25 protein-coding genes and 5 tRNA genes are annotated in these 22,294 nt (G+C 52.8%); 1 reads left to right on the plus strand and 29 read right to left on the minus strand.

Annotation, left to right across the window (positions count from 1 at the left end):
* Positions 1-64: 64 nt before the first annotated feature.
* From rplL to MNODULE_RS10165, 13 genes are all read right to left on the minus strand, one after another.
* Positions 65-469 (minus strand): 50S ribosomal protein L7/L12, encoded by a 405-nt coding sequence (gene rplL / locus MNODULE_RS10105; RefSeq protein WP_422666752.1) that lies wholly within the window; start codon positions 467-469, stop codon positions 65-67.
* A gap of 82 nt (positions 470-551) precedes the next feature.
* Positions 552-1,079, minus strand: coding sequence for a 50S ribosomal protein L10 (gene rplJ / locus MNODULE_RS10110; RefSeq protein WP_168059416.1), 528 nt, complete (start codon positions 1,077-1,079; stop codon positions 552-554).
* Positions 1,080-1,146: 67 nt separating this feature from the next.
* Positions 1,147-1,836, minus strand: a complete 690-nt coding sequence (gene rplA / locus MNODULE_RS10115; protein ID WP_168059417.1) for a 50S ribosomal protein L1 — start codon at positions 1,834-1,836, stop codon at positions 1,147-1,149.
* A gap of 53 nt (positions 1,837-1,889) precedes the next feature.
* Positions 1,890-2,312, minus strand: a complete 423-nt coding sequence (gene rplK / locus MNODULE_RS10120; protein ID WP_168059418.1) for a 50S ribosomal protein L11 — start codon at positions 2,310-2,312, stop codon at positions 1,890-1,892.
* A 39-nt stretch (positions 2,313-2,351) separates the two neighbouring features.
* Positions 2,352-2,882, minus strand: a complete 531-nt coding sequence (gene nusG / locus MNODULE_RS10125) for a transcription termination/antitermination protein NusG (protein ID WP_168059419.1) — start codon at positions 2,880-2,882, stop codon at positions 2,352-2,354.
* Positions 2,883-2,910: 28 nt separating this feature from the next.
* The gene (gene secE, locus MNODULE_RS10130; RefSeq protein ID WP_202882173.1) at positions 2,911-3,168 is read right to left on the minus strand and encodes a preprotein translocase subunit SecE; all 258 of its coding nucleotides are present in this window, start codon (positions 3,166-3,168) and stop codon (positions 2,911-2,913) included.
* A gap of 12 nt (positions 3,169-3,180) precedes the next feature.
* Positions 3,181-3,258, minus strand: a tRNA-Trp gene (locus tag MNODULE_RS10135).
* Between the two features lie 117 nt (positions 3,259-3,375).
* Entirely contained in the window at positions 3,376-3,525 is a 150-nt protein-coding gene (rpmG, locus tag MNODULE_RS10140) for a 50S ribosomal protein L33 (protein WP_168059420.1), read from the minus strand.
* Positions 3,526-3,552: 27 nt separating this feature from the next.
* The gene (gene tuf, locus MNODULE_RS10145; protein WP_168059410.1) at positions 3,553-4,743 is read right to left on the minus strand and encodes an elongation factor Tu; all 1,191 of its coding nucleotides are present in this window, start codon (positions 4,741-4,743) and stop codon (positions 3,553-3,555) included.
* 92 nt (positions 4,744-4,835) lie between these two features.
* Positions 4,836-4,911, minus strand: a tRNA-Thr gene (locus MNODULE_RS10150).
* 121 nt (positions 4,912-5,032) lie between these two features.
* Positions 5,033-5,107, minus strand: a tRNA-Gly gene (locus MNODULE_RS10155).
* 51 nt (positions 5,108-5,158) lie between these two features.
* Positions 5,159-5,244 (minus strand) — tRNA-Tyr (locus tag MNODULE_RS10160).
* 53 nt (positions 5,245-5,297) lie between these two features.
* Positions 5,298-5,373, minus strand: a tRNA-Thr gene (locus MNODULE_RS10165).
* 225 nt (positions 5,374-5,598) lie between these two features.
* On the opposite strand from MNODULE_RS10165, the gene MNODULE_RS10170 reads away from it, so the two are divergent.
* Positions 5,599-6,351 carry a hypothetical protein gene (locus MNODULE_RS10170; protein ID WP_168059421.1) on the plus strand — a complete coding sequence of 251 codons (753 nt, stop codon included), beginning with the start codon at positions 5,599-5,601 and terminating at the stop codon, positions 6,349-6,351.
* Between the two features lie 87 nt (positions 6,352-6,438).
* Here the strand turns inward: MNODULE_RS10170 and MNODULE_RS25050 are convergent, their stop codons facing one another.
* The 16 genes from MNODULE_RS25050 to MNODULE_RS10250 all read right to left on the minus strand — a co-directional run bounded on the left by MNODULE_RS25050 (position 6,439) and on the right by MNODULE_RS10250 (position 22,274).
* Entirely contained in the window at positions 6,439-8,055 is a 1,617-nt protein-coding gene (locus MNODULE_RS25050) for a Gfo/Idh/MocA family oxidoreductase (RefSeq protein ID WP_168059422.1), read from the minus strand.
* A 25-nt stretch (positions 8,056-8,080) separates the two neighbouring features.
* Positions 8,081-8,260 (minus strand): hypothetical protein, encoded by a 180-nt coding sequence (locus tag MNODULE_RS10180; protein WP_168059423.1) that lies wholly within the window; start codon positions 8,258-8,260, stop codon positions 8,081-8,083.
* 21 nt (positions 8,261-8,281) lie between these two features.
* Positions 8,282-8,935 (minus strand): tetratricopeptide repeat protein, encoded by a 654-nt coding sequence (locus MNODULE_RS10185; RefSeq protein WP_168059424.1) that lies wholly within the window; start codon positions 8,933-8,935, stop codon positions 8,282-8,284.
* Positions 8,936-8,937: 2 nt separating this feature from the next.
* A complete protein-coding gene (locus tag MNODULE_RS10190) occupies positions 8,938-9,717 on the minus strand; it encodes an ABC transporter permease (protein WP_168059425.1) in 780 nt (259 codons plus the stop codon).
* A complete protein-coding gene (locus MNODULE_RS10195) occupies positions 9,717-10,652 on the minus strand; it encodes an ABC transporter ATP-binding protein (protein ID WP_168059426.1) in 936 nt (311 codons plus the stop codon). Before MNODULE_RS10195 ends, MNODULE_RS10190 begins: the two co-directional genes overlap by 1 nt.
* Positions 10,633-11,325: a tetratricopeptide repeat protein gene (locus MNODULE_RS10200; protein WP_168059427.1), complete on the minus strand. Its 693-nt coding sequence runs from the start codon at positions 11,323-11,325 to the stop codon at positions 10,633-10,635. Before MNODULE_RS10200 ends, MNODULE_RS10195 begins: the two co-directional genes overlap by 20 nt.
* A 148-nt stretch (positions 11,326-11,473) precedes the next feature.
* The gene (gene asnB / locus MNODULE_RS10205) at positions 11,474-13,387 is read right to left on the minus strand and encodes an asparagine synthase (glutamine-hydrolyzing) (protein WP_168059428.1); all 1,914 of its coding nucleotides are present in this window, start codon (positions 13,385-13,387) and stop codon (positions 11,474-11,476) included.
* 41 nt (positions 13,388-13,428) lie between these two features.
* Positions 13,429-14,283 carry a class I SAM-dependent methyltransferase gene (locus tag MNODULE_RS10210; RefSeq protein ID WP_181071026.1) on the minus strand — a complete coding sequence of 285 codons (855 nt, stop codon included), beginning with the start codon at positions 14,281-14,283 and terminating at the stop codon, positions 13,429-13,431.
* Positions 14,261-15,334: a glycosyltransferase family 4 protein gene (locus MNODULE_RS10215; RefSeq protein ID WP_168059429.1), complete on the minus strand. Its 1,074-nt coding sequence runs from the start codon at positions 15,332-15,334 to the stop codon at positions 14,261-14,263. Before MNODULE_RS10215 ends, MNODULE_RS10210 begins: the two co-directional genes overlap by 23 nt.
* A 28-nt stretch (positions 15,335-15,362) precedes the next feature.
* Positions 15,363-16,871, minus strand: a complete 1,509-nt coding sequence (locus MNODULE_RS10220) for a lipopolysaccharide biosynthesis protein (RefSeq protein ID WP_168059430.1) — start codon at positions 16,869-16,871, stop codon at positions 15,363-15,365.
* 7 nt (positions 16,872-16,878) lie between these two features.
* Positions 16,879-18,051, minus strand: a complete 1,173-nt coding sequence (locus MNODULE_RS10225) for a glycosyltransferase family protein (protein WP_168059431.1) — start codon at positions 18,049-18,051, stop codon at positions 16,879-16,881.
* A 27-nt stretch (positions 18,052-18,078) separates the two neighbouring features.
* Complete coding sequence (locus MNODULE_RS10230; protein ID WP_168059432.1) at positions 18,079-19,212, minus strand: N-acetyl sugar amidotransferase; 1,134 nt, start codon at positions 19,210-19,212, stop codon at positions 18,079-18,081.
* Positions 19,209-19,988 carry an AglZ/HisF2 family acetamidino modification protein gene (locus MNODULE_RS10235; RefSeq protein ID WP_168059433.1) on the minus strand — a complete coding sequence of 260 codons (780 nt, stop codon included), beginning with the start codon at positions 19,986-19,988 and terminating at the stop codon, positions 19,209-19,211. The genes MNODULE_RS10230 and MNODULE_RS10235 overlap by 4 nt, the downstream gene beginning before the upstream one ends.
* Before the next feature lies 1 nt (position 19,989).
* Complete coding sequence (gene hisH, locus MNODULE_RS10240; RefSeq protein WP_202882174.1) at positions 19,990-20,613, minus strand: imidazole glycerol phosphate synthase subunit HisH; 624 nt, start codon at positions 20,611-20,613, stop codon at positions 19,990-19,992.
* Complete coding sequence (locus tag MNODULE_RS10245; RefSeq protein ID WP_168059434.1) at positions 20,585-21,154, minus strand: acyltransferase; 570 nt, start codon at positions 21,152-21,154, stop codon at positions 20,585-20,587. The genes hisH and MNODULE_RS10245 overlap by 29 nt, the downstream gene beginning before the upstream one ends.
* The gene (locus MNODULE_RS10250) at positions 21,144-22,274 is read right to left on the minus strand and encodes a DegT/DnrJ/EryC1/StrS family aminotransferase (RefSeq protein ID WP_168059435.1); all 1,131 of its coding nucleotides are present in this window, start codon (positions 22,272-22,274) and stop codon (positions 21,144-21,146) included. Before MNODULE_RS10250 ends, MNODULE_RS10245 begins: the two co-directional genes overlap by 11 nt.
* Positions 22,275-22,294: the final 20 nt, after the last annotated feature.

The following is a 22,294-nucleotide window of genomic DNA, read 5'->3' on the forward strand; positions in this document are numbered from 1 at the left end:
CCTTCGATCGAACTCAGTTTAAAACCGATTTGAAGACGCACTCGGTCTGGAGTGGCCGAGAATCTTACTTGATTTCGACCTTGGCCCCATTTTCTTCGAGCTTCTTCTTCATCGATTCGGCCTCGTCCTTGGTCACACCGCTCTTCACGGTTTTCGGGGCCCCCTCGACGAGATCTTTCGCTTCTTTCAGACCGAGGTTGGTCAACTCGCGAACCACTTTGATGACCTGAATTTTCTTTTCGCCTGCAGCGGAAAGAACCACGTCGAACGCCGTTTTCTCCTCGGCCGCTGCAGCCGCCTGGCCACCCCCGCCCCCGGGGGCTGCGGCGACGGCCATCGGCGCCGCGGCGGTGACGCCGAATCGTTCTTCTACCATCTTAATCAACTCGGCCAGTTGAAGTACAGGCATCTTCTCAACGGCCTTGATAATCTGATCGTTCGTTAACTCCATTTCCTCTGTCTGTGCCATCTTCGGTTCTCTCCTTGTTAAATGAACGGGTTTGTAGGGACGGCCCCCTGTGGCCGCCCATGTTTGGTCTTCTTTCGTAAACTTAGGCCGGAGGCGCCTGACGTTTATCATGGACCGCTTGAAGGGTCCTGACGAATTTGCTCAATACCCCGTTGAGGGTTCCGGCCAATCCGTAGAGCGGAGATTTCAGGCGGCCGATGAACTGGCCGACCAAGACCTCTTTGGATGGGAGCTTCGCGATCTGCTTCAGTCGGACCGGATCAACGATCTGATTTTCGACAACCCCCACCTTGATCTTCAGCTTTTTCTGTTTGTCCGCAATGCCGCTCAATGCCTTCGCCGGAGCGACCGGATCGTCATAACCGAGGGCCACGGCGATCGGTCCCTTGAAATGATCACGGACCCCTTGCAATGTCGTCCCTTCTGAGGCCCGGAAGGCAAGGGTGTTCTTGATGACCTTAAATTCTCCCTTCACCCGGCGGAGTTCGTTCTTCACCGCTCGGATCTCTTCGACCTCCATGCCGGAAAATTCGGCCAGAACGGCCACCTTGGCCCGGGAAAACTTTTCTCTCAACTCCGCAATCATCACACCTTTTTCTTCTTTTTTCATTTTCCGCCCTTATTCTTCGTTTCTTGTTAACCTGCCCGGTACGGCCGCGAAAAAACCGAGTTACGAGTTAAGTGATGCCGCCGATGCTCCCCGTATCGATTGGAATGCCGGGTCCCATTGTGGAAGAAACCGTAATCCCCTTGACATATTTCCCCTTGGCCGAGGCCGGCTTGGCCTTGATGATGGAATCGATGACGACGCCGGCATTTTCAGCAAGCTGTTGCGCGGTGAATGAAACGCGGCCGATCGTCACGTGAATGATGGCGGCTTTTTCAACGCGATACTCCACCTTTCCCTGTCGAATCTCTCTGATCGCCCGCGCCACATCGAAGGTCACCGTGCCGGTCTTCGGATTCGGCATCAAACCGCGCGGACCGAGAACCTTTCCCAATCGACCGACGACCCCCATCAAATCGGGGGTTGCAACGACCGTATCGAAATCAAGCCATCCCTGGTTGATTTTTTCGATCATGTCATCCAATCCAACGTAATCGGCCCCGGCCTGGGTCGCCTCTCTTTCCTTTTCTCCCTTTGCAAAGACCAGGATGCGAACCTTCTTTCCCGTCCCATGCGGAAGAACGACCGAGCCGCGCACCATTTGATCGGAATGCTTCGGATCAACCCCCAAGCGAACCGCCATATCGACGCTCTCGTCGAACTTGGCGAAATGAACTTGCTTTACCAGTTCAAACGCCTCATCGAGTTTATACGCCCTCTCCTCGACCTTTGCGACTGCCCCCTCGTATTTTTTTCCCATCTCCCCCTCGACTGAATCTATTCTATTTCAACCTGTCACGCCAAACGGCGAGATTACTCGACCGTAATCCCCATGCTTCGCGCCGTTCCCTCGACGATCTTGCGGGCCCCGTCCAGATCGACCGCATTCAAATCCTGCATTTTCGTTTTTGCGATCTCTTCGACCTGAACACGGGTCACCTTGCCGACCTTGTCTTTCTGAGGAACGGCCGACCCCTTGATAATCCCCGCCGCTTTTTTAAGAAGCTCCGCAGCGGGAGGACTCTTCAAGACAAAGGTAAAAGTGCGGTCCGAGTAGATGCTGATGAGAGCGGGGATAATCGTCCCCTCCTGCCCCTGTGTTTTGGCATTGAAGGCCTTGCAGAACTCCATGATGTTGACCCCATGCTGTCCTAAGGCCGGACCGACCGGAGGAGCCGGATTCGCCTTGCCCGCCGGAATTTGAAGCTTAACCATCGCCGTCACTTCTTTTGCCATTTGATCTCCTTAAAATGGATATGAATCTTTGATTCTGTCTTAAACCTTTTCTACCTGCAGAAAACTGAGCTCCACCGGGGTCGATCGTCCAAAGATACTGACCAATACCTTCACCTTGCTCTGGTCCGGATTCACCTCGTCGATCACTCCATTGAATCCCAAGAACGGTCCGTCGGTGATCCGGACATTGTCCCCCTTCTCGAATTGCGTCTTCTCCCGCGGCTTGCCGACCCCTTCATCAATCTGCTTCAAAAGCACGTCCACTTCATGCCGAGAGAGCGGGGAAGGGGCCTCGCCGCCGCCTAAAAATCCGGTGACCTTGGGGGTGCTCTTCACCAACTGCTGGAGCTCATCATCCATATTCATCTCGACGAGAACATAGCCCGGGAAGAATTTCTTCGTCGAGACCCGCTTTTTCCCTTCTTTGATCTCAACCACTTCTTCCGTCGGGATCAGCACCTTGCCGACTTTCTCTTCCAGACCGAGCGCCTTGATCCGCTCCTCCAGACTGGCTTTGACGCGCCCCTCATAACCGGAATAGGTATGAATGACATACCAGTTTTTTTCCATCAAACTCTCCTTCAACATTATCTGGGACTCAAACGACCAAGCGCAGTAGGCGGACCAAGATGAGATCCACAACGGCTAGGAAAACGGAAACGATCACAGTAAAAACAATCACCACAGTTGTCGACCCGATCGTCTCACTTTTGCTGGGGAAGGTGACCTTTGAAAGTTCGCTCTTAACGTCTTTAAAGAAATCGCTGATGGTTTGGAAAAACCGCTTGATCATTTTTTTCTCTACCTCAGTTTCCGCCGTTGCCTTCTCGGCATCGATTCCGGCGATTTTGACCACGTCTTTTCAACCTGGCAGGCCAGGAGGGATTCGAACCCCCAACATGCGGTTTTGGAGACCGCCGCTCTAACCAATTGGAGCTACTGGCCTATTATCTGTGTGGGCCCGTGCGGCACTGAGAAAGAAAGGGTCCTCCGATGCCTCACGCCCCGCGGCTCACCCTATCGGGTACAGGCGGACAGGCGAGGACTGACCCTCGCCTTTATCTTATTTCACTTCCTTATGAGCCGTGTGCTTGCGACAGGAGTTGCAATACTTCTTGAGCTCAATCCGATCGGGAGTGTTCCTCTTGTTCTTATTGGTCGAATAGTTCCGTCTCTTGCAATCGGTGCAAGCCATCGTAACGATATCGCGCATGGTTGGGATCCTACCTTATTTAGCAATCTATTTTATGACTTTTGTGATCACGCCGGCGCCGACGGTTCGGCCCCCTTCCCGGATGGCGAAGCGCAGTCCCTCTTGCATGGCAATCGGCATGATCAGCTCCACGTCCATCGTGACGTTGTCTCCCGGCATCACCATCTCAACCCCTTCGGCCAGCTTCACTACTCCGGTGACGTCGGTGGTTCGAAGATAGAACTGCGGCCGATATCCATTGAAGAACGGGGTGTGCCGGCCTCCTTCTTCTTTGGTCAGGATGTAGGCTTCGGCTTTGAAGTTGGTGTGCGGGGTAATACTCCCCGGCTTCGCCAATACCATGCCCCGCTCGACGTCTTCTTTCTTGGTGCCTCTTAAGAGCACGCCGACGTTGTCTCCGGCTTGCCCCTGATCCAGGATCTTTCTAAACATCTCGACGCCGGTGACGACGGTCTTCTGGGTGGCTTTGATCCCGACGATTTCAATCTCGTCTCCGACTTTCACGATCCCTTTCTCGCATCGGCCGGTGACGACGGTGCCGCGCCCGGAGATGGAGAAGACGTCTTCGATCGGCATGATGAAGGGCTTGTCGATTTCGCGCGTCGGTGTCGGGATGTAGCTGTCGACGGCTTCCATCAGCTTCATGATGGCTTGCTCGCCCATCTCTCCTTTGTCTCCCTCCAACGCTTTGAGGGCGGAGCCGACGACGACGGGGATGTCATCGCCGGGGAATTCATATTTGCTCAGCAGCTCTCGGACTTCCAGCTCCACCAGATCCAGCAGCTCTTTGTCGTCGACCATGTCGGCTTTGTTCAAGAAGACGACGATGTAGGGAACCCCCACTTGGCGCGCCAGCAGGATGTGCTCGCGTGTCTGCGGCATCGGGCCGTCGGCGGCCGAGACGACCAGGATCGCTCCGTCCATCTGGGCGGCGCCGGTGATCATGTTCTTGACGTAGTCGGCATGCCCCGGGCAGTCGACGTGCGCGTAGTGGCGCTTGTCGGTCTGGTACTCCACGTGCGCGATCGCAATGGTGATCCCCCGCTCTTTCTCTTCCGGGGCTTTGTCGATCTGGTCGTACGCCAAATACTCCGCATACTTCTTGTCGGCCAATACTTTTGTGATCGCAGAGGTCAGGGTCGTCTTCCCATGATCCACATGCCCGATCGTCCCAATGTTCACGTGCGGCTTCGTCCGCTCAAATTTCGCCTTCGCCATCTATCCCTCCAAAATTCCGTCTTACGGTGACCTTGCGTCACCCCGCCGCCTTGTTCATTATACTAAGGCATCGCCCGACTATTCATCTTCACTGGAGCCCTCGACCGGGATCGAACCGGTGACCTCATCCTTACCAAGGATGTGCTCTGCCAACTGAGCTACAAGGGCTCAATAGATTCTGCTATCGAGTTATCAGGCAGGGTAACAAGCGGCTATCTTCTTTTTCCTTTATTGCTCTCTCGTAACAATTTTCTATTTCTACTGCATGCTCTACTTCATGAAACCGATCTGGAGCGGGAAACGGGATTTGAACCCGCGACCCCTAGCTTGGAAGGCTAGCGCTCTACCGCTGAGCTATTCCCGCATGAATTTTCCTTTTAATTCGGCCGATGGCTGAAATCCTCTTCACTTTACATGGTGGGGAGGGGAGGATTCGAACCTCCGAAGCCCTAAGGCGACAGATTTACAGTCTGTTCCCTTTGTCCACTCGGGAACCTCCCCAGCTGAGGGCCATCCTCCTGATTCCTCTGCTATAATTGAAACAGCACCTGCTCTGGAGCTGGCGAAGGGAATTGAACCCCCGACCTGCTGATTACAAGTCAGCTGCTCTACCAACTGAGCTACGCCAGCTTATATTCTTTACAACCCGAAAGAAACTGTGCTATAAGCTCCCGTATTTCATTATAATTTCAAATCGATTGAAGCCCTGAAAAAAGGGAAGGAAGAGGCTAAACCAGCCAGATAAACGATTAATTATAGTTTTGAGTTATCATTTTGTCAATAGGGAAAGCAAGAATATTTTTAATTATAACCTTCTCACACCATGAAAACCGTGAAACTCACCAGGAGGTATTAATGGCAACCCTATTCAGATCCGTTTTTTTCTGGATGATCGTCAGTCTCTTTCTCTCGGCGTATTCCGTGCCCGCCTCTGCCATAGATCTTGATATTGACCTGGGACTGGGCCCCACGCTCCTCAGCCAAGAAGAATTCAAAGGCCTTAGCGAGGAGATGGGCCTTGCATTAAGTTATCTTCCACTTAGCCCCGCCGAATCACTTGGAATCCTTGGGATCGACATCGGGGTCGAAGTGACCGCGGCAAATATTCGTGAAGACCGTTCATACTGGACCAAAGTGACAGAAGATCCCCCTAGCCAAGTCATCCTTCCAAAACTGCATATTCAGAAGGGACTTCCCTTCGGATTCGATATTGGAGCGGTTTATTCAAAAGTTCCTCAATCGAACGTTTCAATGGTAGGAGGCGAACTCAAGTGGGCGTTCATTTCGGGGAATGCCGTTTGGCCGGCCGTCGCAATTCGGGGGTCTTACACCAGACTCCTCGGCGTGGATGATCTTGATTTGGAAACCATCGGAGCGGATCTCTCTATCAGTAAAGGCCTTGCTTTTGTCACCCCCTATGCCGGTATCGGTCAGGTTTGGATCAGAAGCGAAGAGAAAGTCGGCAGTCTTGACCTGGAAAAAGAAAGCCTCAGTCTAACAAAAGGATTTATCGGGGTCAAGATCTCCCTTTTGATTATTAATTTTGTCGCCCAGGCTGATTTTTCGAAGATTCCGCTTTATTCAGGAAGGATTAATATCGGTTTCTAGGAGACCCTACGTAGATCTGAACGAGGGGCTGTTCTTCTCAATATTGGTGAAGACAGCCCCTTCAATTTTTACTACAGGTGATTCCGCTTACACTCCGGAGGTTGAGGAGGAAAGAAGATGACACCCTGTTTTATCTTTCTTGTAAGTCGCCTCGCATGCTGAGCAAACCGCCTTCGCTCCCTTGAAGCTCAGCTTTACGCCGCAACGGCACATCCATCCATGTTGCGCCGCCGGGTTTCCATAAATCAGAGCAAAGTCGGGAACATCCTTTGTAACAACCGCCCCCGCCCCGATAAACGCATACTGTCCGATGGTCACCCCGCAGACGATTGTCGCGTTGGCGCCGATGGTCGCCCCCCGTTTGACCAAGGTCGATTTATATTCGTCTTTTCGCGAAACGGCGCTCCGGGGGTTGATGACATTCGTGAAGACCATGCTCGGACCGCAGAAAACATCGTCCTCCAGGATGACGCCGGTATAGACAGAGACATTATTCTGAATCTTCACCCCATTGCCGACCTTAACCTGGGGGGAGACGACCACGTTCTGACCGATGTTGCAGTTTCGTCCGATTTCACTACCGGTCATAATGTGGGAGAAATGCCAAACCTTCGTCCCTTCCCCAACTTTAGCCCCCTCGTCTAGAATACCGGTCGGATGAATATAAAACCCCTTCTTCTCAGCTTTCCCCTTCGGTGCACTTTCGATCAAGACCGGTCTCCCCTGCTCGTGCAAAGAGGATTGGCAAGCTTGAAGCACTTGAAGGACACGGAGCCCTTCCGCCCCATCGGTCTTCGGTTTCTTCCGGGTTGAAATGCAATCAAGAAAATGAAGGCACTCCTCCAAGAGCGGCTCCTTCATGACCAAGGGGACGATCTCCCCATCTCCCCTCGAGGGGACCGGCTCTCGATTGATCCATTCGATCTTGTGAGGAAAGAGGAGGAGTTTCCGGTCGGGCGACACATCATCGAAAACGGCCATCTTCTTCTCACCGACAATCACCATCTTCTGCTCTTTGTAGGGATGGAGCCAGCTGACGAAGATATGCGCCCTCACCCCGCTGCCGAAGGTAAAATTCGTAAAGGTGACATCGGCGATGGTCGGGTGAAGATAATTCCCTCCATGCGTGGAGACCTCCTTCGGAAGCTCGCCGAGCAACATCAAGATCACCGAGATGTCGTGCGGGGCGAAGCTCCAGAGGATGTTCTCTTCGCTTCGGATCTTTCCGAGGTTCAGCCGGGTCGAATAGATATAATCGATTTTTCCGAGCTCCCCGTCATTGATCAACGCCTTCAACTTCAAAATCGCAGGATGGTATTGAAGAAGATGGCCGACCATCAAGATGCGGTTCTTCTTCTCCGCCAGAGTCACCAGTCGGGCTCCGTCGGTTACGTCGAGGGCAAGCGGTTTTTCAATGAACACATCCTTTCCGCCTTCCAGCGCTTTCTTGGCGAGCTCAAAATGAAGCGCGGCGGGCGCCGCAATGGCCACCGCATCGATTTGAGGATCGTCGAGTACATCCGAAAATCGGGTCGTATACGAAAGATCGGGATGGGTTTCTTTGAAACCGGAGAGACGGGCGGGATCGCTGTCGCAGACGGTTTTTAAGACGCCGAGCTGATGGAAGTTCCGCAGAAGATTTTTACCCCAATAACCGCTGCCGATCAGCGCGATGTTCTTTTTACCCGCCCTTTTTTGTTCCATCGAATCTCTCCCATCCCCCAAACGGTTAGCCGAAAAAGTGAGGAACGCACAAAAGCAACACCCCCATGAGTCCGACGATGAGGCTCAGCGGCAGACCGATTGCGCTGATTGTATCGAAAGGCGGCCTGAGACTCCCCTGGCCCCAAAAGCTGAGTCCGATTCCGATCACTCCCAGGAGGATCATCAATATGTAAACGATGCTCATCCCCTTTCACCTCGGCAAAAATTACGCATTCATCATTCCGACGATCCAGAGCGCATAGAAGAAGACAATCCATCCCCCCAGGAGAAGGCCCCGCTTGGGGATCACCCGGTTTTCCGCGTTAAACCCGGTCATGATAAAAAGAAGCACCCCGGCCACCCACCCCCAAAATCCGATTTCGAGGACGATCGACCACCCTGTGTGTGGTTTCAGAGGTCGCTTCAAGATCGCCAATGCCTCCTCCGTTCGCTGCTCGACCGTTTTCTTTTTATCGGCCTCTGAATAAGGAGGCTCCTGCGCCATCAAGGAGGCGATCTTTTGATCCGAACGGGCGATCCATTCTTTTCCGGGGGTGTAAAAACTGCGCGCCGCATAAAAACCGCTCCGCAACGAACGAAACGCTTCCAGGGCGAGTTTCTTGTCTTTTTCCTCCAGCGCCGTCGCCAATTTCCAGAGCGCCTCGGCCGAAGGCTCCACATATCCTCCGATCGGTAGATACCAGAGGATGGCCCGCTCGTAATGGATGATCGCCTCGCGATCGTTCCCCTTCGCCAAGGCCGCCTCGGCCGTTCTGAATTCAGCCCTGGAAGAGAGGAACACCTTCAGATAGATCATCGAGAAAAAAATGAGGAGGAAGAGGCCGATCCATCCGACGCGTCTGATGAGTCGATCATTCATCGTTATCTGAAATCCCTTCTCTGAAAAAGCATGGAGGAGAAAAAGATCAACAGGCCGATGTAGAGCAGGCCGTACAGCAGGCCCAAGAGGATCCGTCCTGCTTCGACCGGAAGCTGATAGACGACCTCTCCTTTAATATTAAAATTCTCCAAATTGGGGAGAAGATAATAAAAGAAGGCGGTCATTTTTTCCAAAGCAGGGCTCCCCGAAAGGGCGCCGAGCCTTTTCAAGTCTTCGGTCAAATGGCCGATGACATAAACCGCCAAGGTAAACATCCCGCTCAAAAAGGGGGTCGAGAAAGAGGAGAAGAGAATCGCAACCGCCGCAATGACTGCCATTTCTAGAAAGATGAGAAAGATCGCCGCCAGCAATCCAAGATCGAACATCCGCGAATCGGTGCTCAGCCCATAAATCGCCATCAACAAGAAGAGGAAGAACGACATCAATACCACCTCGACGCCGAGCGTCAGGACGATGCCGAAATATTTCCCGATCAAAAACTCGCTCCGTCGCACCGGTTTGGCGAGAAGCGGATAAATCGTCCGCTTTTCGATCTCCTTATAGACCAGGCCGATCCCGACCACAATCGCAATGAGAATCCCGAAGAGGTTAATGCTGGCAAGTCCGAAATCGATAATGATTTTGCTCCGCTGGCCGACCGTCACCTGATCGAGCACCAACGAGACCCCCATCATCACCAGGGCAAAGAAAATGAGGCTATAGAGAATCTTGCTTCGAACCGCCTCTTTAAATGTATTTTTTGCAATCGCCCAAGCAACCATCAGCGACCCGCCCCCTTCATCTCCTCCATAAAGATGTCTTCCAAGCTCTCCCTTCGTGGGACGACCGAAACGATCTTCCCCCCCCGTTTGGTGGTCCAATCCATGATGGAAGGAAGTTGCGCTTCCTCTTGCAGAACCACCAAAAAGTCCCCTCCCCGTTGGAGAACGGTGTTCGAGAAAGACTTTAGAGACTCCAGACCGTCCTGTGCGATGCCGGTCAGGGAGACCTCGATCGACCGCACCTTCGGATTCAACAATGCCTCCAATTTTCCCTTGCTGCGAAGCCGGCCTTTGATAATGATGCCGACCTGATCGCAAATCATCTCCGCGTCGGTCAGGACATGGGTGCTGAAAAAGACGGTCTTCCCCTCCTCTTTCAGACGAAGAATGATGTCGCGGACATCCTTCCGGCCGACCGGATCGAGTCCCGACATCGGCTCGTCCAAAATGACCAGCTTGGGATCATTGATCAGGGCCTGGGCGAGGCCGATCCGCTGCAGCATCCCCTTGGAATACTTCCTCATCTGCTCATCCTCCGAACCCTTCAGGCCGACCAGCTCTACCAAAGTATCGACCCGCTTGGCGCGCTCTTTCACGGTCATCCCGAACAACTGACCGCAAAAATGGAGGAACTCCGATCCGGTCAGGTAATCATAAAAGTAAGGGCTTTCCGGAAGGAATCCGATTTCCCGCTTGACCGTGATGTCCGAAATGGGACGTCCCAAGATGAAGGCCTCTCCCGAAGTCGGGTGAATGACGCCGATCAGCAGTTTGATCGTGGTGGTCTTCCCCGCCCCGTTGTGTCCCAAAAATCCGAAGATGCTCCCGGCCTCGACCTCCAGGTTGAGATCGGAGAGCGACTCCGTTTCCTTCAGCCAAAAACCGGATCGATATTTTTTCGTGAGATGCTTGATCTCAATGGCGAGTGTTTTCATCTTCAGCACCCGATTTGATTCGATCGATCTTCTCCTTGATCTTCTGCCGAATCATCTCATCAGTCGTGTTCCGATAGATCTCTTCATAAAAATGGAGCGCCTCTTCTTCTTTCCCAGATTTTTCGTAAAGACGCGCAACCAGGCTCTTAACAAAAGCGGGCACCCCGGGGAGAGACGCAGCTTTTTCAAGGTAAGGGAGCGCACGCTGAGCATCCTTCTTGTGATAGTAATAATTGAAGCCGATGTAGAAGGGATACTGCCATCGGTCGGGATACGCTTCGATCCCCCTCTCTAGAATTTTGTTCGCCTCTTCAATCTGAGAGGCTTCCAGCGACAGAACAATCCCCCCGAAATAGTAGGGAAAATCAAATCGAGGATCCAAATCGATAATGAGGTTCAGCATATGAGCGAGCCAGGGATATTGCTTGTCCGACATAAAATGGCCGCCGAAATAAGAAATCGTCTTCATCCAAAGAAGGTCGGCCACCACCTGATCATATCCCAAGGCAAGCGGCTTCAAATATTTTCCGGAAGGAAGATAGAGCAATGATTCTCCATGAACAGGCTGATAGGTCACCAATTTCCGCTGTGTTTGAACGAGACCGAAAAGCAACGTCGCCGCCATACAGACGGCCAGGACTCCTTTCTTACCCTCAGATTTAATTCTGATCATGACTAATTCAATCCTACAGAATTCATTTCGCGATTCAAGGAAAGCGCTCATCCATTCGACTTTTGGCGACTTGCCGAGTCAACGTATAGTATAGCCAAAATTTTAAAAAAAACGATGCCCCACCTTTTCAGAATAGGATAAAAGAAAGTTATCCGCCGGAATTTTTCGTTGTTCTCAACCAGGCTTGGAACATGAGCAAATTCCACAAGAGATACTGCCGATTCCACTTTCCGGAGAGGTGCCCCTCCCAGAGACGGCGAACCTTTTCCGGATGAAAAAAACCGTCACGCCGAAGCTGCTCTTGATTGAGAAGGGCCTCCCCCCATTCCCGGAGCGGGCCGCGGAGCCAAACATCGAGGGGGATTCCAAAACCCATTTTGGGGCGCTCGAACAATTCGGACGGAACATATTTTTTCAGTATTCGACAGAGCGGCGCTTTCCCTTTTCCGTCTTGGATTTTTATGGAGAGGGGGAGACGCCGCGCGAATTCAACGACACGATGATCCAAGAGGGGGACCCTCGCCTCAAGGCTGACCCCCATACTCGCCCGGTCGACCTTGGTCAAAATATCTTCCGGCAAATAGGTCAACGTATCGAGATACATCATCTGCTCGATAAAATGGGGCGTCTTGATACATGCGCCGGGATCGCTGAACACCGTCGACGGCTCGACCGCATCAAGAACAAAGTCGGCCGGCTTATTCGTATGGGAGATGGCAGCGTGGTACATTGCTTCCGCCCCTTCGACCTTCAGAATCCCAGCGAGCCGCTCCGCTTTATCACTCATAAATGGGATGAAAGGAGACACCCCCTCGATTCCTCCGGCGGTCACGCCTCTGATCCCCTTGGGAATCGATCCGATCAAATTCCAAAGCCGCTGCGCGATAAAATATCGCCGATATCCCCCAAAAAGCTCATCCCCGCCGTCGCCGGAGAGACTCACCGTCACATGTTGACGCGCCAGTTTAGAAATAAGAAAGGTTGGAATCTGAGAAGAATCGGCGAAAGGCTCATCATAGAGAATCGGCAAGGATGGAATGGTGGCCATCGCCTCTTCGGGGGTGACATAAAGCTCGGTGTGATCGGTCTCCAGATGCTGCGCGACCGCCTTTGCATGGTCCGCTTCATTATAAGCCCTTTCGCTGAAGCCGATCGTAAAGGTCTTCACCGCTTGTTTGCTTTGCGCCTGCATCAGCGCCACCACGGTGGAGGAGTCGATTCCGCCCGAGAGGAACGCTCCCAGGGGAACATCGGCCTCCATCCTCATCTTGACCGCATCCTTCAAAAGGGTTTCCAACGCGTCGGCGGCTTCCTCGGCGGAGCCTTCGAACGGATGCGCCATCCCCGCTTCGGCCACCTCCCTGAACGACCAATAAGGCACGGGCGGTGGCAGCGATCGGCCGGCGGAAAGATTTAAATTCAGCATCATCCCGGCCGGTAATTTGTAAATTCCTTTATAGATCGAATAAGGCGCCGGAATATAATTATGCCGGAGGTAGAGGGCCAAGACACTACGATCGACTTCTCCCCGAAATTCCGGGTGGGCACAAAGGCTTTTTAATTCCGATCCGAAGAGAAATGCGCTCCCCATCCATCCATAATAGAGCGGCTTCTCTCCCAAACGGTCGCGAACCAGGTGGAGCCGCCGCTCTTTTCGATCCCACAAGGCAAAGGCGAACATGCCGTTCAATCGCCGGACCGCTCCTTCCACCCCCCATCGGCTGATCGCTTCAAGCATCACCTCGGTATCCGAATGACCCCGGAAGCGCCCGCCCGACCCTTCCAGCTCCTGACGCAAACCTCTAAAGTTATAGACCTCTCCGTTGAAAGCGATGATGTAACGGCCGGAGGCCGACGCCATCGGCTGATGCCCCTCCGGCGAAAGATCGATGATGGAGAGACGGCGATGGCCCAAGGCGATACCGGCCTCCGCATCGACCCAGACGCCGCGATCGTCCGGACCCCGGTGGGCAAGGGCGTCGGCCATCCGGGTGACGATCGATTCCAGTTCGCCTGGACTTCTTTGGAGAGAAATGTCGAGGCAACCGCTCAGACCGCACATTGGATTCTTTTCCTCTTGGATACTTCCATAGACGGCGGGGCTTACTCTTCCTTGGTAAAGACGAACTCATTACAGCCGAGGCCTGCGCCGCAGGTCTTCAGCTTTTGCAGCCGATATCCTCTTTGATGGTAAAAGTTGAAAATTTCTTCGGGCTTCGCCACTTCGAACGGATATCCCCCCAGCCAGTCAAACCAATCGGTCCATCTCGCCATCCCGCGCTCTTTTTTATAATTGCTGTATCGCTTTAAAGGATTTTTCAGGCAAAGCAGATCGAAGATCGCTCCGCGTAGAACGAAATACGGGATGAAAAAACCGACCGTCAATCCCTTCCCCAACGGCCCGGAGCAATAAAATTGCTTCACCTTGCGCCAGAGGACCGATTTATAGAGTTGATCGTTGTAGATGGAGATAAAGAGAAACCCTCCGTCGGCGACCAATGCCGCGGCATTCTCCAACGCCTGCCACATCGCCCCGGTATGATGCAGCACCCCCCAGGAGTAGACGACATCGAATTTTCCGAGAGATTGAAGATAGTCTCGATCGAGAACCGATCCCTTTTCGATCGACCAAGCGGCCTCTTGCGGGCAATACCGCCGCTTCAGCTCCTGCGTGCAGGCGACCGACTTGGGATCGAAATCAAAAGAGTGTACGGTGGCCCCCATCCTTCGCGCGGCAAGGCTGAATAATCCGCTTCCGGAGCCGATATCCAAAAACCGCTTCCCCGACAGTCTCTCCAGACCGAGCATCCGCTTCAACGAGCGTTCGGCCTCTTCGATCCGGGCCTCATCCAACACCGCCAGAAAGCGGCTCCAATTCTCTCCGAACTCAAAGCGCTCCCCGAGCGCGATTTCGGTTGGGTGACCGATCTTATTTTCACCGCCGGACGGCTTGAGCAAAGAGAGCCTCCCACATCTCCGCGACCTTCTCCACGCCGAATCGATCGACGACCTCCACGGCACGCGCGGCAAGACGCCGGCGCTCTTCTTCTTTGGACATCAGGCGGTCCATCGCTTTCGACAAAGCAGCCTCGTCTTGGTTTGGAACGAGAAGGCCGTCGATGCCGTCCCTGACAATCTCTCGCGGGCCGCTGGGGCAATCGGTTGCGATCACCGGAAGGCCGCACGCCATCGCTTCACACAAGGCATTGGGGAAACCCTCCACACTGGAGGAGAGGACGAAGAGGTCGGCCTGTTTGAGGAGGTCATCGGGATTTTGCGCCCTCCCCGAAAGAAGAAGACGATCGGCCAGCCCAACCGCGTCACGGAGCCGCTCGAGCTCCCCTCTGAGGGGTCCCTCTCCTAAAATCACCAGGGTCCATTCCGGATATTGGTCCTTTATTTGTGCAAAGGCGCGGATCAAGAGGTCAAAACGTTTCTCCGCGACCAATCTTCCCATTCCGACAATACAAGGTTTCGGAAGGGACATGTCGGGCGGCCGATCGGACGAAGCGGGTCGTGTAACCGGATTGGGGATAATCGATATCTTGTCTTTGAATTTGGGCAAAAAGTAATCGGCCGTTCCCTTGCTTTGAACAACAATTCCGGTCGCCGCCCGATAAGTCCACCAGCGAAGCTGATCCCAAATCGGACCGATTGAATAGCCGCTCGGGTCGGTCCGCTCGCAGACGATGACCGGAACCTCTGTTCCCCACATCGATGTCAATGTCATCATATTCATTTTGTCGAGGAAAGAAATAATCACTTCAGGCTCCGTGGATAAAATGGTCCGCCGCAGCAATGGAAACTGATGGAATATCTGAGCGGGACGGGTCATGCCCAACGTCTTCCGATTCATCTTTGACGGAAGCGCATAAAAATCTTTCTCCGGCGAATAGAGGGTGACGACGGAAACGGAATGTCCTCGCTCCATGAAGTGCTTCGCTAAAAAGGCGAGGGTTCTCTCGGCCCCTCCCAGCGTTAATGCTCCGATTACAAATGTCAGTCTCATATTCCAATCAAATAAAGGAAACGCTCCCTTAAGCGAACGGCTTCAATTTGACGGAAAACCAATGCCGCCCTTCGGCGGAGAGCGCATAACGCCAGAATACGCCGCCTAACACCAGGAAAAGAAAAAACCGGAAAAGAGCATGATAGACCGGCGTCGGCAGAGAGATCCGTTGAAGCAATACGGCGGAAGCAAGGGTCATCAGAAACAAGGCAAGCGGCTTTCTCCAAGCGAATCGAAGCGGGTAGACCCGATAAGCGAAAAGAATGTAACTGAGCGCTTGTGCGATTCGCCCAAGCAGGACCCCGTAAGCCACCCCCCAGATCCCAAAAGGCGCGATCAAGAATGCGATAAAGATCCCCGAGACGATCATTCCGGCGCCGTAGCTCAACGTGCTCCCATACGTTTTCTTCGAGAGATCGATTCCGATTCCCATGATCCATGCAATCGACTCCACGATGAGAGAAAACGCAATCGGCAATATCACGACACTCCCCGCTAAATAACGGGAAGAGGTGAGAACCATCGTCAACGGTTCGGCCACCGCGACCAGACAGAACCCCAAAAAAGAGATCGCCGCCGTATAGTAAACAAGCACTTGGTTGTACGTTTCAAGGGCATTCGCTTCTTTATAGAGCGCCAGCATAAACGGCCCCCATGCCGTTTGGAAAGCGGTAATGGGTAAAACGATGAGGACCGCCATCTTAAAACCGGCCGCATAATAACCCATCGCTTCCATATCCAAGAAGTGGGTGATAAAAATCCGGTCCAGCGCCGGGATCATCATCCCCATCATCGCCACCAACATATAGGGCCATCCGAAGCTCAGCAGCTTCCAGCCATAGTTAAAGCTGCTTGGCCAGACCCAATAGTCCTTGTACATAACGAGAGCGACCATAGCAAATATTCCCGTCCCGATCAGCTGAGCATAAAAGACCCCGACGATCCCTGAACCAAACCCCCACACTAGAATCAACGTCAAAGACAAAACGACCACGCCTGATCCGACGGAAAGAAAGATGAATTGGCGCCTTCCGAATGTCCATTTTGCCAGATGCTGGCAGAATTGGAATAAAATCACGAAAGGATAACTCATCACGAGAACACGAAATGTGTCGGCATGATCCGGAACAACAATCATCTTTTGGACCACCCAATCGGCGGTGAGCCACAAAGCGATGCCGACCACTCCGCAAAAAACCCCCTGAATCAGAAGCGATTGCGAAATGATCTCCCTTCTTTCGGCCGGATCTTCCGTCTCGTAATAAAATCTCGCGATGGCGGAATCTTGTCCCATGGTGATGAAAGCGATAAACAAAGCCCCCAGCGTTGCAATCGCATCGAGGGCGCCGTACGCCTCGGTGGAGAAAAGACGGGTGAGGATCGGAATCGTAAAGAGGGCGAGCACCCGGCTGAAGGCCCATGCGCCGCCATACAACATCGAATCTTTGAACAAGAAGAGAAGGCGCTGGCCGCTGGAAGCGCCGCGGATCTCCTGATAACCTGTCGTCGCGGGAGGCTTTGAAAGGGTCGAGTCCATTATATGATTATCCACCCTTCATGATCTTCAGATACGCGTTGAGGGGCTCATCAATCGCATGCCGCTGAAGCCAGCTCCGCCCCGCTTCCCCCATTTTTTTGTAATCGGCCGGCCGCGCGGCATAGTCGTGCAACGCCCGCGTAATATCTTCAGCCGTTTTCACACGGATCATGGGGTAGAGTTCGGGATAACGCTTCTCATAAAGCGTGTCCTCACGATAATGCATCAACGGTTTCGCCATCGCCAATGTCTCATAAATCGTTCCGCACGAAAGCCAGCTCATGTGAAACTCGCCGGTTCCGATATCCGCGAGACTCAGCCCGATCATGATCTCTTTCCTCATCATCTGAGGAAACCAGAAAACCTGCTTTTCGATTCCAAGGTCGCAAACCAGTTTTTTGCTCGCATCGACATCCGCGCCGTATTCACAGGTCACAATACAGGCCTTGATGCCGGCCTGTTTTACAAAATCAGAGAAGCCGATAAAAAGCTTGTCGTTTCCCTTCCAGCTGAACGGGTCCGGGCTGTTTTTCCAGACATGTCTCGTCTGATGAAAAATGACGATGTCGTGCTCCCGCCGGATCTTCTCGAATTCGCGATACCAACGGCTCCGGTCATAAAATTGAGCGATCCGCTCCGGATGGTACATCGGCGTATAGACCATCGGGATTCCGCATTCCAGCCTTTTTCCGGGATACTTCAATCTCAATATCACCTTCTCCATCTCCTCATTGGTCAAGTCGAAGTTGAGGTAGGACGCGCTCCGGATTCCACGCTGCTGGTTTCGTATAAAAGGGGCGCACATCAAAGAATAGGCCGGGCGCTTAAGGCTAAAGAAAGGATAGACGATGACATCAGTCCCATAAGGGATGAACAGATCGAGGGGACGGCCGATTTTATGAAGAAAGGCGGGGGTCGAGCCGCAGCCGATAATAAAATCATACTTCTTTACATCTTCGGCGATCTGCCTGGCCGGCACGGTTGTGAATCCGAGCGGCTTGCCCCACGAAAGAGAGGCCGTGTAACGCTGATAATCCAAATCGTACGTATCGGCGGAAGGGTGAAAGTGGGCGCTCTCATCATTAAGTAAAAGAACATCCGCATCAATTCCCCGATCCCGGAGATAACGGGCGATGGAGAAGAAAATATTATTACTGTTGCCGATGCAGGCGACCTTCACCCGGAACCCTCGCACTTATTTGAACGGCTAGCGATTGTCGTATCGCTGCGTGTATTTCATATAAAAACTTTTTGGAACCAGATTGAATCGGTACATGACCCAGAAAAACCACCGCATTCGCTCGAATGTCTCCTTGTAAGTCTGATAATCCTTATACGTTTTTCGTGGAAGATTCATCAAGCGATCAAACTCCTCATCTTTCAAATCGAGTCGTTTCTTCATCTCCTCCAGAATCGTCGGGTCGAAAGGTTTCGGCTCTTTGATTTTTTCAAGCGCCTGCGACCGGGTCATTTGACCGCTTCTGACCAAAGCCGAGAATTCGGAATATCGCAGGTCGATCCCGAATTTTCTCGGTAGATAATAGTTATTGGTGAAATAGGCGGTCCTGTTCTCCATATGATGTCCGCCGTACCATTTCCATCCATACTCTTTATTGAGAAATTGCTTCGTCTCCTCTTTCTGATAGTCGATGTAATAAAGAGGGCGAATTTTTTTGATCCGATCGACCGCCGTCCATTTCAGCCAGCGCATCATCCACAAATTCGGGAAGGTCTCTATTTTATATGAGCCAAACTGCGATTGGACGGTTTCGATATATTTCGCATCCATATAGAACCATCCATGGGGAGAGATCCCCTCCGTTCTGAAGGAGTGCCCCTCGAAGATATATTTGATTCCATATTTTTCGGCGGCCAGATAATGCGTCGTCGCCAATCCGATGTCGGAAGGGGTGTCGATATCGGGAACCGAGGCCTTCAAAAAGGATTTAAACAGATCGCAGAATTCTCGGTTATCGACGACATGCGTGAAGAGATCGACCTGGAGCGCTTTTAAGACGCCATGGATGTTCTCCACGGCGATCTTCGAATTCCAGGTGTTGTCAAAATGGGCGGCGAGCGGTCGCAGTCCGAGCTTTTTCGCAAGATACAGCAGATAAGACGAATCGGTTCCGCCGCTTACCCCGACGACCACGTCATATCTTTTATTCCGTCCCGCCCGTTTTATTTTCTCGGCAAGGTGTTGAAGACGACGCGATCCCTCCTCCCCCGTCGGGTACTCCTTTTCCAGCTGATCATGCTGCCGGCAGTAATTGCAGACGCCGGCCGGATCGAACGTAATATAAGGGATGTGATCATCGTAAATGCAGCGGGAGCAGATCATCTTGCGTCCCTTCCGGTATGGAGCGCCTTTTTCAGCTCCTCCTGAGTTGGAAAGTTGATGAGCACCCCCAGATCCTTACCCTGATAAACCATCATGCTCCCCGCCGCAACGGCGGAGGCCCCTCCCTTTTTGACCGCCTCTGAAAAATCATCGATGCGACCGGCGCCGCCGCAAGCAATCACGGGGATGCTCACCGCATCGGCCACCGCTTTAATCAAACCGAGATCGTATCCCTCCCACGTTCCATCCCGGTCGATGGAATTAAGCAAGATCTCGCCGGCGCCCATCGCTTCCATTTCTTGGGCAAATTCGACCGGCTCCAGTTTGGTTGTTTTGCGCCCGCCGTGCGTGTGGACCAAATATTTTCCCCAGAGGGTCTTCTTCACATCCATCGATAAAACGATACTTTGACTTCCGAACCGGTCGGAGGCTTCTCTGATAAACGATGGGTCTTCAACCGCATGGCTGTTGATCGCCACCTTCTCAACCCCCAGTGTTAGAATTTGCCGGATCTCCTCCAGCGTCCGGACCCCCCCTCCATAACAAAGGGGCATGAAGCATTCGCTGGTCACCTGCTCGATCAGTTTGAAGGAAGGTGCGCGCTGTTCAACGGTGGCCGAAATGTCGACCAGAATTAATTCGTCGACCTCTTTCTCATTGTAAATCTTGATCGCATTGACCGGATCTCCCACATAGGAGGGATTTTTGAATCGAACCGTTTTCACCAGCCGCTCATTTTGAACCAACAAACAGGGGATGACCCGGGTCTGCAACATGTCAGACCCGCTCCGCAAAATTTTTCAACAGCTGGAGTCCGAATTTATGGCTCTTCTCCGGATGAAATTGCGTCCCATAAATATTTTCTTTCTCAACCGCAGAGACAAAGTCGTAGCCGTGATGCGTCGTGCAGAGCGCATCTTCTTTTTTGCAGACGACATGATAGGAATGGACGAAATAGAAACGAGGCTCCGCCGGCATCTCCTGAAAAAGAGGGCTCTCCTTCTGAACCGCAACCGGATTCCACCCCATGTGGGGGACTTTGAGCTTTTGAGATCCATCCAACTTGAATCGAATCGTCTCCCCCTCGATCCATCCTAAACCGGCGAGCTTTCCTTCCTCGCTCCGCTGCGTCAGCAACTGCATCCCCAAACAGATCCCCAAAACGGGTTTCTTTTCTTTGAGGACCCGGTGATTGAGCGCCGGGAGCAGATTTCGTTCGTGAATATTCTTCACCGCCGTATCAAAAGCGCCGACGCCCGACAAGATCAATTTGTCGGCCGATTGGATCTCGGATATCTGAGAAGAGATCACCGATTCGACGCCGAGATGCTTGAGCATGTTCTGGATGGAGCCCACGTTCCCCATCCCATAATCAACGATGACGATCTTCCGATGCGCCACGATCCGACGCTCCTCTCTTTCTCAGAAACGTTGCCGGATTCCCCGCGACAATACAAAACGGAGGAACCTCTTTCGTCACCACCGAGCCCGCCCCCACGATCGCCCCTTCCCCCACCCGAATGCCGGGAAGAATAATGGAGCCGATTCCAATGTCCGAGCCGTCCTCGATGACAACCGGCTTGAACTCAAGGGGGTGAGCAAGGACCGGCTTTGTAAGATCCTCCGACCGGTGCACGGAGGTCAGGATCTGGACCGTTGGACCGATCCCGACCCCCTTCCCGATTCGAATCCCTCCTGCGCCGTGAAAAAAGCAATTCTGGCCGATCCAGGTATGATCTCCGATGACGATCTCATTTTGGTAATATCCCTTCAAGATCGTCCGATGGCCGATATAAACATTATTGCCGATGCGGATCTGCTCCGGATGAAAAACGAGAACTCCCTCCTCGAAAATGACGTTCTCCCCGATCTCCTTGAACGCCTCGATTTTAAATTGACCGCTTCCGTGTGAGGCGTGTCTTTTCTGATTTTCAAAATCCATCGACCGCGGGCCTTCCCTTTTTTTTCAGCGTACCGGCAATATAATCGATGCCGTCTTTACTGACATGCGCTCCAATCGGCAACGCCAGTCCCTGTTTATACGCTCTCACGCCGTTCCGAAGTTCTTTTCCAGTATAACCATATTTTTGTTGATAGTAGCCGAGACAATTCAACGCATAAGCGCCGTAGTTTGTCTCAATCCCTTCCTGTTTTAAGGAGGTGATCAAGAAATCACGCTGGATGTTTTCATCGAGCAACAAATGATAGGTCTGGTAAATGGATCTCCGCTTCTCAAAGCTGGAGGGTATTTTTATCCAGCCGATCCCGGCCAGCCGTTCTTGATACATCTGCGCCACCTGCTCTCTGGCTTGAGCGAACGCATCGATCGCTCCCAATTGGGATAACCCCAATGCCGCTTGAATGTCGGTCATTCGATAATTCAATCCGGCATAGATGAGATCAAATCCATTCCCGCTGGGAGAGAGCCCATGGTTCCTCAGCGATCTCACCTTTTCGGCCAAAATATCGTCATCGGTGATCACGACTCCCCCTTCACCGGTGGTGATCATCTTTCGAGGATGCAAGCTGAAGCAGCCGAGTCTCCCGAATGTCCCGACCTTTTTATGGCTGAATTCCGCCCCCAGCGCGCAGGCCGCGTCTTCGATCACCTCCAGTCGATACTTCCTGGCGATCGACATGATCCGGTCCATCTCCGCCGGCTGCCCGAACTCGTGTACCGGCATGATCACCTTTGTTCTCTTCGTGATCGCTTTTTCGATCTGCGCTGTATCGATACAAAAATCATCCAGGGTGATGTCGACCAAGACCGGCTTTCCTCCCATCACTTCGACCACATTGGCCGTCGCAGGGAAAGTAAAGGCGGGAACGATCACCTCATCGCCGCTCTGAAGACCCAACGCCATCAGTGAGAGGTGCAAGGCGGCGGTCCCCGACGAAACAACGACTGCATTCCGAGTTCCCAAATAATCTTGCAAGGCAAGCTCGAACTTCTGAACATACTCGCCCTGGACCAGCCGGCCTGATCGGATGACGTCGGCCACCCGCCGAAGGGCCTCTTCCGGAATATCCGGTTTTACCAACCGAATCGGATCTCTATCCATTCATCACCCGCTGAGGTTGA

Origin of the sequence: Candidatus Manganitrophus noduliformans (assembly GCF_012184425.1) — a bacterium.
Taxonomy (GTDB): Bacteria; Nitrospirota; Nitrospiria; order SBBL01; family Manganitrophaceae; genus Manganitrophus; species Manganitrophus noduliformans.